Annotated in this window: 15 protein-coding genes; 10 read left to right on the forward strand and 5 right to left on the reverse strand. The window is 42.0% G+C overall.

Annotated elements, in window-relative coordinates:
• Positions 1-68 precede the first annotated feature (68 nt).
• The 3 genes from JIG37_RS04565 (at position 69) to JIG37_RS04575 (ending at position 3537) form a co-directional block, all read left to right on the forward strand.
• On the forward strand, positions 69-2804 hold the full coding sequence (locus JIG37_RS04565) for a TonB-dependent receptor (protein ID WP_199528794.1): 2736 nt from the start codon (positions 69-71) through the stop codon (positions 2802-2804).
• A gap of 136 nt (positions 2805-2940) precedes the next feature.
• On the forward strand, positions 2941-3285 hold the full coding sequence (locus JIG37_RS04570; RefSeq protein WP_138599343.1) for a lactoylglutathione lyase: 345 nt from the start codon (positions 2941-2943) through the stop codon (positions 3283-3285).
• 18 nt (positions 3286-3303) lie between these two features.
• The gene (locus tag JIG37_RS04575) at positions 3304-3537 is read left to right on the forward strand and encodes a helix-hairpin-helix domain-containing protein (protein ID WP_054553472.1); all 234 of its coding nucleotides are present in this window, start codon (positions 3304-3306) and stop codon (positions 3535-3537) included.
• Here the strand turns inward: JIG37_RS04575 and JIG37_RS04580 are convergent.
• Positions 3534-4376, reverse strand: a complete 843-nt coding sequence (locus JIG37_RS04580; protein WP_199528795.1) for an SMP-30/gluconolactonase/LRE family protein — start codon at positions 4374-4376, stop codon at positions 3534-3536. The genes JIG37_RS04575 and JIG37_RS04580 overlap by 4 nt on opposite strands.
• An 11-nt stretch (positions 4377-4387) precedes the next feature.
• Positions 4388-4822 carry a hypothetical protein gene (locus JIG37_RS04585; RefSeq protein WP_166338349.1) on the reverse strand — a complete coding sequence of 145 codons (435 nt, stop codon included), beginning with the start codon at positions 4820-4822 and terminating at the stop codon, positions 4388-4390.
• 166 nt (positions 4823-4988) lie between these two features.
• Between JIG37_RS04585 and JIG37_RS04590 the strand changes: the two genes are divergently transcribed.
• The 4 genes from JIG37_RS04590 to JIG37_RS04605 all read left to right on the forward strand — a co-directional run bounded on the left by JIG37_RS04590 (position 4989) and on the right by JIG37_RS04605 (position 8065).
• Positions 4989-6020, forward strand: a complete 1032-nt coding sequence (locus JIG37_RS04590; RefSeq protein ID WP_206769703.1) for an NADP-dependent oxidoreductase — start codon at positions 4989-4991, stop codon at positions 6018-6020.
• A 46-nt stretch (positions 6021-6066) separates the two neighbouring features.
• Entirely contained in the window at positions 6067-6684 is a 618-nt protein-coding gene (locus tag JIG37_RS04595; RefSeq protein WP_054553468.1) for a glutathione S-transferase, read from the forward strand.
• 57 nt (positions 6685-6741) lie between these two features.
• Positions 6742-7245, forward strand: coding sequence for a GNAT family N-acetyltransferase (locus JIG37_RS04600; RefSeq protein WP_138599379.1), 504 nt, complete (start codon positions 6742-6744; stop codon positions 7243-7245).
• A gap of 124 nt (positions 7246-7369) precedes the next feature.
• Complete coding sequence (locus JIG37_RS04605; protein ID WP_199528796.1) at positions 7370-8065, forward strand: class I SAM-dependent methyltransferase; 696 nt, start codon at positions 7370-7372, stop codon at positions 8063-8065.
• Position 8066: 1 nt separating this feature from the next.
• Here JIG37_RS04605 and JIG37_RS04610 read toward each other — a convergent pair whose 3' ends face one another.
• The 3 genes from JIG37_RS04610 to JIG37_RS04620 all read right to left on the reverse strand — a co-directional run bounded on the left by JIG37_RS04610 (position 8067) and on the right by JIG37_RS04620 (position 11028).
• Positions 8067-8936, reverse strand: a complete 870-nt coding sequence (locus JIG37_RS04610; RefSeq protein WP_161804351.1) for a diguanylate cyclase — start codon at positions 8934-8936, stop codon at positions 8067-8069.
• Between the two features lie 126 nt (positions 8937-9062).
• Entirely contained in the window at positions 9063-9731 is a 669-nt protein-coding gene (locus JIG37_RS04615; RefSeq protein WP_199528797.1) for a response regulator transcription factor, read from the reverse strand.
• Positions 9724-11028 (reverse strand): DUF4118 domain-containing protein, encoded by a 1305-nt coding sequence (locus JIG37_RS04620; RefSeq protein WP_244664348.1) that lies wholly within the window; start codon positions 11026-11028, stop codon positions 9724-9726. Before JIG37_RS04620 ends, JIG37_RS04615 begins: the two co-directional genes overlap by 8 nt.
• A 177-nt stretch (positions 11029-11205) precedes the next feature.
• On the opposite strand from JIG37_RS04620, the gene JIG37_RS04625 reads away from it, so the two are divergent.
• The 3 genes from JIG37_RS04625 (at position 11206) to JIG37_RS04635 (ending at position 13865) form a co-directional block, all read left to right on the forward strand.
• On the forward strand, positions 11206-11865 hold the full coding sequence (locus JIG37_RS04625) for a TrkA family potassium uptake protein (RefSeq protein ID WP_199528798.1): 660 nt from the start codon (positions 11206-11208) through the stop codon (positions 11863-11865).
• The gene (locus tag JIG37_RS04630; RefSeq protein ID WP_199528799.1) at positions 11862-13229 is read left to right on the forward strand and encodes a TrkH family potassium uptake protein; all 1368 of its coding nucleotides are present in this window, start codon (positions 11862-11864) and stop codon (positions 13227-13229) included. The genes JIG37_RS04625 and JIG37_RS04630 overlap by 4 nt, the downstream gene beginning before the upstream one ends.
• Positions 13230-13298: 69 nt before the next feature.
• Positions 13299-13865 carry a DUF6088 family protein gene (locus tag JIG37_RS04635; protein ID WP_244664349.1) on the forward strand — a complete coding sequence of 189 codons (567 nt, stop codon included), beginning with the start codon at positions 13299-13301 and terminating at the stop codon, positions 13863-13865.
• The last annotated feature ends 1 nt before the right edge of the window (position 13866 follow it).

Below are 13866 nucleotides of genomic sequence, written 5' to 3' on the forward strand. Positions count from 1 at the left end.
TTAACTAAATGGTCTAGGTCAGACACCAACCTGCGTTGATTTAAATGATAAAACGCAAGGGAATCATCATGAAAGCAAATACATCAACAGGGCATCGCTCGCTATTGCTGCTATCACCTTTAGCTCTCGCTGTAAGTTCAGTAATTAGTTATGCACACGCAGAGCAAAGCACTGAAGCAAAAAAACCTGAAGTGATCACCGTAACAGGTTCACGTATTCAACGTACTGAGCTGGTCTCAAGTAGTCCTGTAGTGAGCGTTGATGAAGCACAAATTCACCTAGACCGTGCAGTGAACGTTGAAGATATTACCGCGAAACTGCCACAAGCTGCGGCGGGTGCCAACAGCACCGGCGCCACAGTCGGTGACTCATTTGGCTCATCAACGATTGATTTACGCGGCCTAGGCCAAAACCGTACATTGGTACTTATTGACGGTACTCGCGCGGTACCATTTAGTTTTCGTAACTCGGTTGATGTAAATACTATTCCAGCCGGGTTAATAAAACGCGTTGATGTATTAACAGGTGGTGCAGCAGCGGTTTACGGTGCCGATGCGGTAGCCGGTGTTGTTAACTTTGTTTTAGACGATGATTTTACTGGCGCTGAATTCTCAACCAGTTACGAAAGTGCTGACGGCGGTAACGAAAAGCTTAACTTTGAAGCAATTTTTGGTGGTGACATCGCCGACGGTCGCGGCCATGTAACAGGCTATATTGGTTACACCGAACGAAAAGAGCTATTAGCCGGCGAGCGTGACTATGCGCTTGAAAACTCAACGGCAATGATCAACAGCGGTGGTTATTATACTGACGTTGCCTCTGGCAACAGCATCGGTATTGCTGATTCTGGTGCTGTAACAAGTGAGCGTCAAACAACTGATTTCACAGCTGACCGTTATTTAACTCAACCGATGGACCGTTTTTCTGCGGGCTTATTATTTGACGTTGATGTAAGCGACAGTGCCATTGCCTATGGCCGCGCAATGTATTCTAAAGTGACCGTAAATGGTGCGGGTGCCAGTGGTCAAACACCGATTTTTGTAAACGAGCAAGTGACCCTCACGCAAGACAATGCGTATATTCCAGATGAACTACGCGACCAACTTACGTTTGATAGTGAAGGCAATGCCCTTGTTAATGTTGAACGTAACCTAGGTTTAGGCGTGCAACACACCGAAGCGGTGCGTGATTCAATGCAATTTCAACTGGGCTTAAAAGGTGATTTAACTGACTACTTACGTTATGACGTATATGGTCAGTACGGCAAAACGGACGAAGTAGCCACCATTTACAACAACGCATACCGCAATGATAACAACGGTAATAGTCGTTTTGCTGCCCTTGCAAATTCAGTCGATATTTTTGATCCCAACCATGATTTCAGCGACTTTAGCGATCCGCTGCTTTATACCACTCGCGACCGTACTCAAAGTGTCATCTCAGCAACACTATCGGGTGATTCTGGGTTCTTATTTGAATTACCAGCCGGTGCTATCGATTTTGCAATCGGTTACGAATACCGTAAAGAAACCGGTAAACAAACACCGGGCGATGCATTTAGAAACGGCACCAGCTTTGCGTCTATCAGCGCATTTGATATGGATGCAAGCTTTAGCTCTGAAGAGTTCTACGCTGAAATTTTAGTGCCTATCTTAGTTGATAAACCGTTTGCTGAAGAGCTTAGCTTTGAAGGTGCCTACCGTATTTCTGATTACTCAAATACCGAAGCAGAAGACACTTACAAACTAGGTATCAACTGGGCAATAAACAGCGACATTCGTATTCGCGCCAACCGCTTAACCGCGTTTAGAGCACCTAACTTAGGTGAGTTTGCCAGCCCAATTACAGCGCTCTCGTTATCGTTATTTGACCAAAATAGCGACCAGTTTGTGCCACGACTAGCAGGGCGTTATAACGGCGATCCATGTTTACTGGGCACCGGTGATGCGGCTCAATGTGCTGCGTTTGGTGCGCCGCCTGTTGGCACCGAGTTTGATTCAAGTACCGCAGAGTACACCTATGGTGGTAACCCGAATATTAAACCTGAACAAGCCGAATCAGACACCTTAGGCATTGTTTACACACCTAGCTACTTAGAAGGCTTTGATTTATCACTCGATTACTACAGTATTCGTGTTACAGATGCGGTAAGCCAAATTCAGCCAGGTGCGGCACTACAAAGCTGTTATGTTGATGACCCGAATCCGAACAACCCATTGTGTGGTGCGGTACTTCGCGATCCAAACACGGGGTTTATTAGCACAGCCATCGTTAATGACTTTAACTTAGCCGCCATTGAGCAAGAAGGTATCGACGTTGCAGCAAATTATGTGATTGATGCACCAGAGCAAATGGGTGGTCGTTTTAGATTCTCGTACCAAGGTAACTTTGTTACTAAACAAACCCGTCAAAACAACAGCACAGTGCCTGAAGTTGACTGTAAGGGAACTTATGGCAGCGCCTGTTCGGGTGACTTTGCGAGCATTTTACAAGCTGACTACAAACATCGCGCAAGCATTGATTGGCAGTTAGATAACATGAACTTCCAACTTGGCTGGCGCAGAATAGGTGAAGTAGAGTATGCTGTCGACCGTTCAGAAACAATCTCAGCACAAAATTACTTAGATTTTGCTGCTGCATGGCAAGTTAACGAGGAACTTGCTGTTAACTTTGGTGTCGATAACTTATTAGACCGTGAACCACCAACACCTGAGGTAGGCGCAAACCACTTTAACACCGTGAGTGATTACAGTGTGATTGGCCGTTCAGTCGGTGTTTCACTGAGATATGCCCCAAGCTTCTAATTAATCCTACTGTTTTAGCTACACAGGATTGATCCCCTCAAGCGCACCCTGCCCGGTGCGCTTTTTTATTGCCTAAAAATTAGATTTGCTATGTAAAATTAATATGGCAAAGTACCATCAATATGGAAGGAAAATTATGCAAGTAGATGACATCCGTGCTTTTGTACCAAGTAAGAACTACCAACAATCTCAAGCTTTCTACAAAGCATTTGGATTTGAGTTAACCTCCGTTTCAGACACACTTTGTCTATGTGAAAGTGGAGAATGCGGATTTTTCTTACAAGATTTTTATCAACCTCAATTAGCAAACAACCTGATGTTGCAGTTGAGTGTATTAGATATTGATGAAGTCTATTCACAACTACGTAGACTAAATGACTTTAATGTGAAGTACAGCGACATAACGCAAAAGCCTTGGGGAAAAGAGTTCAGTCTTTGGGGTCCTGCAGGCGAGTTATGGCAAATCATTGAATTTATTTAATGAACAAGGAACAAAAACATGCCATTTAACGAACAAGAACGCAGCGCGCTTTTAGCACTCAAAGGTGTCGGACCAACGGTTATAAAACGGTTCGAAGAAGTTGGGATTGAATCGTTTGAAGACTTAGCTGGGTTTGATGCCAACACTATTGCTGAGCGAGTAGCGTCGATGCTGCATTCAAATTGCTGGAAGAATAGTCCGCAAGCAAAAGCGGCAATCACCGCTGCTATTACGCGAGCAAAGCAAGGCTAAAGTTCAATCACTTCGATTGCCCCGCGCTTTTGCATGGTGACATACACTTTGTTTTGCGTTTCGTTGAAAGCCAAATTCGTTGGATGCTGGCCTTTTAATTGGTAGCTATTTAAGAGCTTGCCGGTAGGCGAGACTTCAAGCACCTTCCCTGCGCCATAACGAGTAATAAACACATGCCCTTGATTATTAACGCGCATGCCGTCTAAGCCATGATCAGCAAATTTAATCAAAACTTTTTTATTACTAATGTTTAAGTTGTCATCTAAGTCATATTGCCAAACGATTCGTTGCACACTTTCGTTCACATAGAGCTTGGTATTGTCGTTATTAACCGCTACTCCATTGGTAGTCCCCATGTTTTTTTCGAGTAAATGGGTGCTGCCATCCGCATTAATACGCCATAGCTGACCCGTTTCGTTCGCCCAGTTAGGGTCACTTGCAAACAGCGCCCCACTTTTGGTGATAGCAATGTCATTGGGTTGATTCATCTTGCTATTATGGGCGAACACTTCTGCTTTATTGCTGCCAGCAGGTACTTTTAAAATATTGTGGTTAATGTAATCGGCAATAAATAAATTACCTTGTGAGTCAAACTGTAAGCCATTACCAACGCTGTCATTCGGTAACCGCACAAACAACGATGTTTTGCCCATGTTATCTACGCGGCCAACCGTTCCTTGCTGGGCATAGTTCACCGCGTATAGGGCACCGTTATACATGGTTGGCCCTTCAATGCCTTGCGTGAACACGTTATCTTTAACAAAGTCTTGGCTATCAATAGCAAAACCTAACGGTGAGCTTAAAAGTAATATCACTGCCAGTGGCTTAGGTAATTTCATGGGTCTGCCTTTTACTCATCTAAACTCGTGTATACCGCTAAAATGGGGTATTCATTTTCACCAAAAGATAAAGTCAGTGAGCGCTTTTCACCATCATCTAACTTGATACCTTCATCAAAAGCTAACGGGTGTAAGCGACGCCCATCGGCAAATAAAGCCATAATATGGTCTGCTTGTAAGATACGCGATCCTGATGCTTTGTTTTCAACAGTTACCACAGCTAATCGTCGGCCGCTTTCACTGCTCATCGAAACACTGTGAACAATACTAAACTCACTTTGCTTTGGATAACGTCTTGCGTCGTTTTCAAACGCAAATACGTTTCCTGGTGTGATAGGATCAACCGATAAAACACTTGTATTAGCATGCGCACCCCTTGCCATAAAACCCGCAACAAGCGTAAAAGCTATAAGAGAAATACCTTTCATATCAATTTGTTTCGCCATTTGAATATTTTTCCAGCATACACCTTTACACTATACCGTGCAAAATGGATTGTCGTTTGAATGAAATTATCATTTTCTACTCGGTAACAATTTCGCCATTGATTTCTAATTACATGCCCGCACCTATTTATTAAACAGGATTTAAAACAAATCATAGGAGATAAGTATGACTGAAATTAAAAACCGTCAGTATATTCTTGAATCACGTCCAACAGGCCCTGCAACAGAGAATAACCTCGTTTTAAAAACATCTACTCTTGCCTCACCTAAACAAGGTGAAGTTTTACTAAGAACAATTTATTTATCTCTTGACCCTTATATGCGAGGCCGTATGAGCGATGCAGAATCATATGCTGACCCTGTTGAAGTTGGCGATGTGATGGTTGGTGCGACAGTGTGTCAGGTGGAGCAATCAGAGCACCCTGATTATAAAGTAGGTGAATGGGTACTTGCCTATACTGGTTGGCAGGAGTATGCGATAAGTAATACAGAAGGACTGATGAAGTTAGGAGAAAGTCCAGATACTCCTTCCTATGCACTCGGTATTTTAGGTATGCCAGGGTTTACTGCTTATATGGGACTACTAGATATTGGTGAACCAAAAGCAGGCGAAACAGTGGTTGTAGCTGCAGCAACAGGGCCGGTTGGAGCAACCGTCGGTCAGATAGCCAAATTAAAAGGTTGTAAAGTCGTTGGTATCGCTGGAGGCTCACAAAAATGTAAGCATGCGATTGAGAACTTAGGGTTTGATGCATGCATAGATCATAAAGCCGATAACTTTGAAGAACAGCTTAAGGACGCCTGTGATCAAGGTATTGATGTTTACTACGAGAACGTCGGTGGTCATGTTTTAGATGCGGTACTGCCTTTACTTAACACAAAAGCACGAATCCCACTATGTGGTTTAGTATCACAATATAATGCAACTGAGTTACCACCAGGGCCTGATCGCCTATCTATGTTGATGGGCTTAATTCTTAGAAAACGTATTAAAGTACAAGGCTTTATTATCTTTGATGATTACAGCGATCGTTACGGTGAGTTTGCACAAGATATGCAGCAATGGCTAAACGACGGCAAGATAAAATACAAAGAGCACCTTGAAACTGATTTCGAAAAAACCCTAGATGCTTTTAACGCCATGTTAAATGGTGAAAACTTTGGTAAAACCGTGGTGCAAGTTCAGCAGCCAATTTAAAAATTAGGCGCAACAAATAATGTTGCGCCACTATTAAGGATAACAAATGATTAAATTACACCATTTAAACAAATCACGCTCTAAGCGGATTATTTGGCTGCTCGAAGAGCTTGGCGTTGATTACGACATTATTGCCTACCAACGTAATAAAGAGACATTTTTAGCACCTGATGAGTTAAAACAAATTCATCCTCTCGGTAAAGCTCCTGTGATTGAAGATAACGGTAAAGTAATTACTGAATCGGGTGCGATAACTGACTACCTAATAACTCAGTATGGCAAAGGTAAGTTTATGCCAAACCAGCAAAGTGAGAGTTACATTGATTATCAACAATGGCTCCATTTTGCTGAAAGCTCAGCAATGGTGCCTTTTTTATTAAAACTATTTATTACAAAAGATGGCTGTAAAACTAACTTCATTGCTGATTATGCCGACCATGAAATTGGCAAAATACTCAGCTATGTTAATCAACATCTGAAAGGTAGAAAGTACTTTGTTGATGACAACCTTACTGGCGCTGATTTTATGATGTCATTCGTCATAGAGAAAGTCGCTGAGTCTGGCATGCTGTCTCATTTTGCAGAAATAGAGCGGTATTTCGAGCGATTAAACACCTATGAGAGCTATCGCACAGCAAATGAGTTAGAAGCCAAATACGGATAAAGACAAGCAAAGGCATACTCCAATGCCTTCGCACACACACTTACAAAACTCCAAAGGATGAGCGTGATTACACTTCGAGACTTCGTAGAGTCAGATGCAAAACAACTTGTTGCAATTCTTAACGACATGGATGTTACACAATACCTATCAACTAAAATCCCCTCTCCTTATAGTTACGAGGATGCTCAGTGGTGGATTAATGAAGGTAGTCAAAGTCAGCTCATTAAAGCCGTTATATTTAACGATAAACTTATTGGATGCGTGAGTGTGCACCCAGGCGAGTTTGAATTTGATCGCTCAGGTGAGTTAGGTTACTGGCTGGCAAAAGAGTACTGGCGGCAAGGTATCACTGTAAAAGCTGCATCTATGCTACTCGAAACAGTATTCTCTAAAACGAAAATCGCCAGAGTGTTTGCTTACGTGTGCGAAGATAATCCTGCCTCAATGAAGGTGCTGCAAAGATTAGGCTTCGAACAAGATGCAGTTTTAAAAAACGCGATGTTCAAGAAAGGACACTTATTTAATGCGCACCTTTTTTCATTGTTAAAACCTAAAAATTAAGCAAATGAGTATGCATACATCACCATATCATTTGAATGCCCTATTAAGTAACTTTTAAAGTTTCCTAAAGTAAAGTAAGCTAACCACTTCTGTAACACTTAAAGTTACCTACTAGATTTTTACTATGCAACAACACGAAGTCACCGCCTTATTTGATCAACAAGCAGCTAATTATGATTCACAATGGCAAAACATGGCCCCCATTAGCCAGGCCTTGTATTTTATGATGACACCTTTATTCAGCAAACTACCAAGCAATGCGCATATTCTTTGCGTTGGAGCGGGCACCGGAAATGAAATTTTGCATTTAGCACAGGCCTTCCCCACATTTAGTTTCACCGCAGTCGAACCCTCGAGTGAAATGATCAAAGTATGCAAACACAATTTAACGCAAGCAGGGGTGGCACATCGCTGCCAGTTTCATAATGGTTACGTAGATTCACTTAAAAACTTGATGCCCTTTGATGCAGCGACAGCCGTGTTAGTATCGCAGTTTATTGTGGATGAACCTAAACGAGTGGCATTTTTTGCAGATATTCACAAACGTTTAAAAGCAGGTGGGTTACTTGTCAGCGCAGACTTAAGTGCTAATCAAAGTGACAAAACTTACCCAATGCTGCTTAGTCACTGGTTAAGCGTTATGTCATCAGCCGCAGTCAGTCCTGAACAAATTGAAAGAGTAAAACTAGCTTATGAAAATGACGTTGCTTTAAAAGAATCTCAAGTCATCGAAAACATCATTGCCGAATCAGGCTTTACAGGCGTTTACTCTTTTTATCAAGCTGGCCTAATAAAAGCATTTACCGCCGTTAAAGAATAGTTTAAGCCACACACACTCGATTGCGGCCTGACTTTTTAGCTTGATACATAGCTTCATCGGCCCTTTCGATTGCCGTTTCAATATTATCATCGGCGCTTATCAGCGTTACGCCAAATGAGCCTGTAACATTAATGTGATTATCGTTGCTAATGTCGATTTTTAAAGCCTCAACGCCAGCTCTTAGCCGTTCAGAAAATGACTTAGCATCATCAAGCTCTGTTTGTGGTAAGCAGACTAAAAACTCTTCGCCACCATAGCGATATAATTGATCGTATTTTCTTAGCTGAGATTTAATGCATTTCACGAGGGCTATTAACACCTTATCGCCCGCAGCATGACCAAATTCATCGTTTACTTGCTTAAAGTGATCAAGGTCGATCATTATCAGTGCGCAGCTTAGTGATTTGCGCTTACACAGCTCGTGTTCTTTTTGCAGGTTTTCTAATAAGTTCGTACGATTTGATGCACCCGTTAAAGGGTCGCGTGTGTGAAGCACTTCAGTAAACTCATCGATAAGGCAGTCAAATAACTCGCGTAATCTATCTAAATCCGCATGAAATTGGTCTAATAAGTTTACTGGAATAACAGTCTTAGACTCTTTTAACGACAACAAGACTTTCGCTCCTTGATGCATTTTTTTATGTGCAGAAGCGATTTCAGAAAAGTGAGGGTGAAGCTTTATAGTCTGATCAGGTAGCTTATTAAACCACTGCCCAAAGCGACAAAAGTTATGAGCATTATCTGCTAAGTCTTGTTCATTTGCGGGAGTATCTGCAATTAGACACCTTAATAAGTTTTTATACCATGACTGGTGCCACTCAATAGCTTGCTCAATTTCTGCAATCACATCTTCGAGCTGTGTATTCGACAATGAACTAATACCTTGTCTGTTAATTTGATGCATGGCCAATGAAGGGACTTCCGCTTTATTATTATTCTCTAAAACAGTACCTAAGGAATGTTACAAACTCAACCCAAAGCGATGTAAAGAGATAGTTTATTCAACTAAGCGGTAACCTACGGCGGGCTCGGTTAAGATATGTTTAGGGCTCGCCGCATTTTGTTCAAGTTTTTGTCTTAACTGACCAATATGTACTCGCACGTATTCAGGACGGTTAATATACTGCTCTCCCCACACTTCAGATAAAATAGCGTTATGCGTTAACACCTTATCTTTTTGCTGAAACAACAACAGTAAAATAGCGTACTCTTTTTTAGTTAGTTTGACTTCTTCAGCGCCTTTACGGACCACGTGCTTATGTGGGTCGATGTGAATATCGCCACATTGCAAAGTGAGGCTGGGTGTTGTTTGTGTGCGAAGTAGCACCCGAATGCGCGCTAGTAATTCGTTTGCGCTAAATGGTTTGGTTAGATAATCGTTGGCGCCGTTATCAAGGGCGGTGACTTTTTCTGTTTCGCCGTCGCGTGCAGAAAGTACTAATACAGGGAGCAGGCTCCACTGCCTAAACTCCACCAGCCAATCTTGCCCATCCATATCGAGCAAGCCTAAATCAAGCAGCACTAAATCAAACTGCTGCTGGCTTAATAGTTCAAACGCATCAAGCCCTTTGGCGCACACACTAACTTCATGATCACTGGCTTTTAATAGTGTTTTTAAAAAACTTTGCAGAGGTGGTGAATCCTCTAAAACCAAAATATTAGCCACGACTGTTACTCCAAATTAATATAGCTGTTGCTTGCTTTGTTTGCTCATTGAGGGTTAATTCAAAGCGCCCTTGATGACATTTAGCAACCACATCGCAGATCACACTCCCCAAACCAACGCCTTCATCTTGACTCGTCTCATGCTTATTCGCAAAAGGATTGGTTAGCACAATTTGATATTCATTGTGTGTTTCAATAAATTGCATATTCGCCGAACCATCTCCGTAACGAGCTGCGTTCTCGAGCATATTGGCAAAGGCAATTTCTAGTAGGGTTTCATCGCCAAAACAGATGCTTTGTTGCTGAGCCTCGATGCTCAGTTTAAAGTTTTGTAGTTGCTGCTGACGACGAGATTTTGCTTCGCTAATTAAGGTCAAAATAGGCAGCTTTTGCCATTTAATATTCTCAGCTAACTTATTAACTTTACTGAGCTCCATGACTTTATCAAAGTGCTGGTTAAGTATTTTACTTTGCTCATAAATGTTAGCAGCTTGCTCTTTGATAATCTCAGAGCTTAGTTGGATATCATCATCGGCCAACATGCTTGATGCGCCCATAATGGTGGCTAATGGCGTACGTAAGTCATGGGATAAACTGCGCAACAAGGTGTTTTTTGACCTCTCTAGCTCAGCCTGTACTTTTATCGCCGCAGATTGCTCGCGTAATAAGGTTTTTTCTTGAACCTGATACAGTAAAGAACACGCTGTATTCGCCAAAGCCTGTTGCTCTGCATTTAGCGCTTTAGCAAACGCAATACCGCCAAATTCCGCTTGTTGTTCGTTTAAATAAATAAACTGCTTTGACGCTGTTAGCTGCCAATCACACGCAACCTTTAAATGCGCGGCCATGGTTGTTAAAAACAGCTGCTTTTGCTCCTCAAGGCTATCGAGATCATTAAGCTTTTTTGCTAACTCATACAATAAGCGACTATTACTTGCATGGGCTTGCACATCGCGAACCTTAGTATTGAGCTCCCCGGCTAAGTGACTTATCACTAAACCCACAATCAACATCACCAAAAAGGTGACCACATATTCAATATTTTCGATATGAAAAGTAAAATACGGCACCACATAAAACCAGTCCGTGCAGGCAACACTCACCAAGGTGGTAAGTGCTGCAACACGACGATTACTACGCACCGCAACCCATGTCACCCACAAAAGCTGTAGCATCACAATATCGGTGGTTGTAAACAGTTCTCGAAATGGGAATATCGCAAGCACCACGACAAGTGGCATCAACACACTTAAAAATGCGGCTTTTAAATACTGTATTTTGAATACTGACTGCATCATCTTTTCACTTATTGTTTATCCCTATTAGATTAAAGGGTTTTCAATTTTGTCACTATAAAGTTTTTATAAAGTTTTTTTATCTCGGCATAAAATCTTTATAAAGCTTTCAAGCTCTCTAGAGACTTCTGTTTTTTTGCTATTAGCATTTAGCGCGTACCCACAATAGCGAGAAAGACAATGGCTCAGTTTGCAGTAATCGGATTAGGACGTTTTGGCGTAACCGCCTGTTTAGAACTTTCAAAACAAGGTCATACAGTGTGTGCCGCCGATATTAGCGAAAGCAACGTTAATCACTATGCCGACCAACTCAGTTTTACCGTGGTGGTTGATGCCAGTGATGAAACACAATTAGCACGGCTCGATTTACCCAGTTGCCAAGCCGTATTGGTGGCCATTGGCGAGAATATTGAAGCCAGTATTTTATGTGTATTGCACTTAAAAAACTTAGGCGTAAAGCAAATTTGGGTAAAAGCCTGTACCAAAAGCCACCATCAAATACTAAGTAAACTTGGCGTTGAGCGCATAATTCACCCTGAAGAAGAGATGGGCGTGAGGGTTGCGCAAGCGCTTAACTACCCAATGGTTAATCAATATTTCCCGCTTAACCAATCCACGTTTATTGTTGAACTAGGCATTGATCTGCAGCTTTCAGGTCGCAAAATTGGCTGGCTACTCAAAGAACGTAATAGCGATATTAAACCACTCACACTACGACGTGATGATTACTTCAATACAGAGCTGACTAACGACACCGAACTGCGTCACGGCGATAGTCTGGTGCTACTGGGCTCTAAAACTTACTTAACTAAATTAGCAAAACGGTTTCGTGCATTATGATTAACTGGCAAGCCAACGTTTATCCAAAACAATTTAGCGGTGTAAAGTGCCGTAAGCGGCAAAAAATAAACCCACCTTTAGTGCTTACTATCGGCTTTATTGTGTTAATTATGCTCGGCACGGGCTTGCTTATGCTACCAATGGCAAGCACCCAACCGATCAGCTGGCTCGATGCATTATTTACGGCAACCTCTGCGGTTACAGTAACAGGGCTGGTGGTCATCGACACAGGTACTGATCTGACTGTATTTGGTCAAAGCGTGGTCATGCTGCTGATTCAAATAGGTGGCATTGGCTTTATGACCGTGGCGGTGATTTCAATACTAAGTTTAGGAAAAACCCTAGGCTTACAACAACGCTTACTCGCTAGCCGCGCTTTTGACACTAACGATTTAACCTCGGTGATCAAGGTTGCTAAGTATGTTTTAGCGTATTCATTAGTGATTGAGTCGGTGGCATTTTGCTTACTCTTTATTAGTTGGTTCGATGACTATGGCGCACTAAAAAGCGCCTATCACAGTCTGTTTTATACGATTTCGGCGTTCAATAATGCGGGCTTTGCGTTAAGTGGCGATAGCTTATCGGCATTCAAGGGCGATATAACCGTAAACGTAGTGATCACCGCTTTGTTTATCATCGGTGGTTTAGGGTTTACTGTACTGATTGATATCTACAAACAAAAGCGCTGGTCATTACTATCAACCAATACCCGCCTGGTGTTAATTGCCACCTTAGTGCTCAACTGCATCGCATTTATATTGATTTTTTTCTTTGAACACGCCAATCCCGCGACATTAGCGCCGCTATCAACGTCTGAGCAAATATTAACGGCTTGGTTTCAAGCGGTGACACCTCGTACCGCAGGGTTCAATACCCTACCGATTGATGGCTTGAGTCAAGATTCAACGCTTTTGACTATGCTGCTGATGGTGATTGGCGGTGGTTCAGTCAGTACGGCGAGCGGCATAAAACTAGGCACCTTTGTGATCCTAATTTTAGCGATGCGCAGCTATTTAAAACAGCAAACCACGGTCACCGTGTTTAACCGTCAGCTGAGCGACAAGTTAGTGATCAAGGCATTAAGCGTCATGATACTGTACTTATTTATCGCTTTTACCAGCATTATGATCATCACCAAGCTTGAACAAGGGTCGTTACTTGATATCACCTTTGAGGCAATTTCGGCACTCAGTACCGTAGGCCTTTCGCGGGGTATAACTGGGGATTTAAGTGCGCCTAGTCAGCTCATCATCATACTGCTGATGCTGATAGGTCGGGTTGGGCCATTAACCTTTGCTTATTGTTTTGCTCGCCAGCACAGCCAACCTTTGACCTACCCGACTACCAGTATTCAAATTGGTTAAGTGTACAATTTTGACACTTTTTAGTGTTAAATTTGTGAACTTGAAAAGCACTAAAATAAGTCTACAATAATGACATATAAATATGCCATTAATCATTACTTGAGAAATAAATTGAAAAAGTCAGATGCAATCAAAAAGCTATCAGAATTTGATAAACAAGGACGTTATATTTTTACAATGTCTGATTTTGCAAAGATTTTTTTTGATGATACTAATAGGAGCTTGAGAGCGGGGATTTCTCGACTCATCGATGATGGCTTTTTAATTAGAGTTGCAAATGGCATTTTTATTTACGCTCTTGCTCAGTCAAAAGGAAGTGATACGCTGGAGCTAATTGCAAAAACTATCCGCCGTGGTGAGTACAATTACGTTAGTTTAGAGTCTGCACTTTCAGAGTATGGAATTATTTCACAAATCCCCGTTGGCAGATTGACCATTATGACAACAGGACGCTCGGGTGAATATAAAACGCCTTTTGGTACAATTGAATTTACTCACACTAAGCGAGACCGTTTAGACATTCTAGAAAACACAGTGAAAACAGATCGCTCTTTGAGATTTGCAACGAAAAATACTGCTCTAAGGGATTTAAAAAGAGTTGGCCGAAATACTCATTTAATTGCAGAGGAAGCATAAG

Origin of the sequence: Pseudoalteromonas sp. bablab_jr010 (genome assembly GCF_016464105.1) — a bacterium.
Classification (GTDB): domain Bacteria; phylum Pseudomonadota; class Gammaproteobacteria; order Enterobacterales; family Alteromonadaceae; genus Pseudoalteromonas; species Pseudoalteromonas simplex.

Bases quoted from the DNA above. Each gene is read 5' to 3' on its own strand.
- JIG37_RS04625 (WP_199528798.1), top strand. From the start codon at position 11,206: ATGGCTCAGTTTGCAGTAATCGGATTAGGACGTTTTGGCGTAACCGCC.
- JIG37_RS04595 (WP_054553468.1), top strand. From the start codon at position 6,067: ATGATTAAATTACACCATTTAAACAAATCACGCTCTAAGCGGATTATT.
- JIG37_RS04590 (WP_206769703.1), top strand. From the start codon at position 4,989: ATGACTGAAATTAAAAACCGTCAGTATATTCTTGAATCACGTCCAACA.
- JIG37_RS04585 (WP_166338349.1), bottom strand. From the start codon at position 4,822: ATGGCGAAACAAATTGATATGAAAGGTATTTCTCTTATAGCTTTTACG.
- JIG37_RS04580 (WP_199528795.1), bottom strand. From the start codon at position 4,376: ATGAAATTACCTAAGCCACTGGCAGTGATATTACTTTTAAGCTCACCG.
- JIG37_RS04620 (WP_244664348.1), bottom strand. From the start codon at position 11,028: ATGATGCAGTCAGTATTCAAAATACAGTATTTAAAAGCCGCATTTTTA.
- JIG37_RS04570 (WP_138599343.1), top strand. From the start codon at position 2,941: ATGCAAGTAGATGACATCCGTGCTTTTGTACCAAGTAAGAACTACCAA.
- JIG37_RS04635 (WP_244664349.1), top strand. From the start codon at position 13,299: ATGACATATAAATATGCCATTAATCATTACTTGAGAAATAAATTGAAA.
- JIG37_RS04600 (WP_138599379.1), top strand. From the start codon at position 6,742: ATGAGCGTGATTACACTTCGAGACTTCGTAGAGTCAGATGCAAAACAA.
- JIG37_RS04565 (WP_199528794.1), top strand. From the start codon at position 69: ATGAAAGCAAATACATCAACAGGGCATCGCTCGCTATTGCTGCTATCA.
- JIG37_RS04605 (WP_199528796.1), top strand. From the start codon at position 7,370: ATGCAACAACACGAAGTCACCGCCTTATTTGATCAACAAGCAGCTAAT.
- JIG37_RS04575 (WP_054553472.1), top strand. From the start codon at position 3,304: ATGCCATTTAACGAACAAGAACGCAGCGCGCTTTTAGCACTCAAAGGT.
- JIG37_RS04630 (WP_199528799.1), top strand. From the start codon at position 11,862: ATGATTAACTGGCAAGCCAACGTTTATCCAAAACAATTTAGCGGTGTA.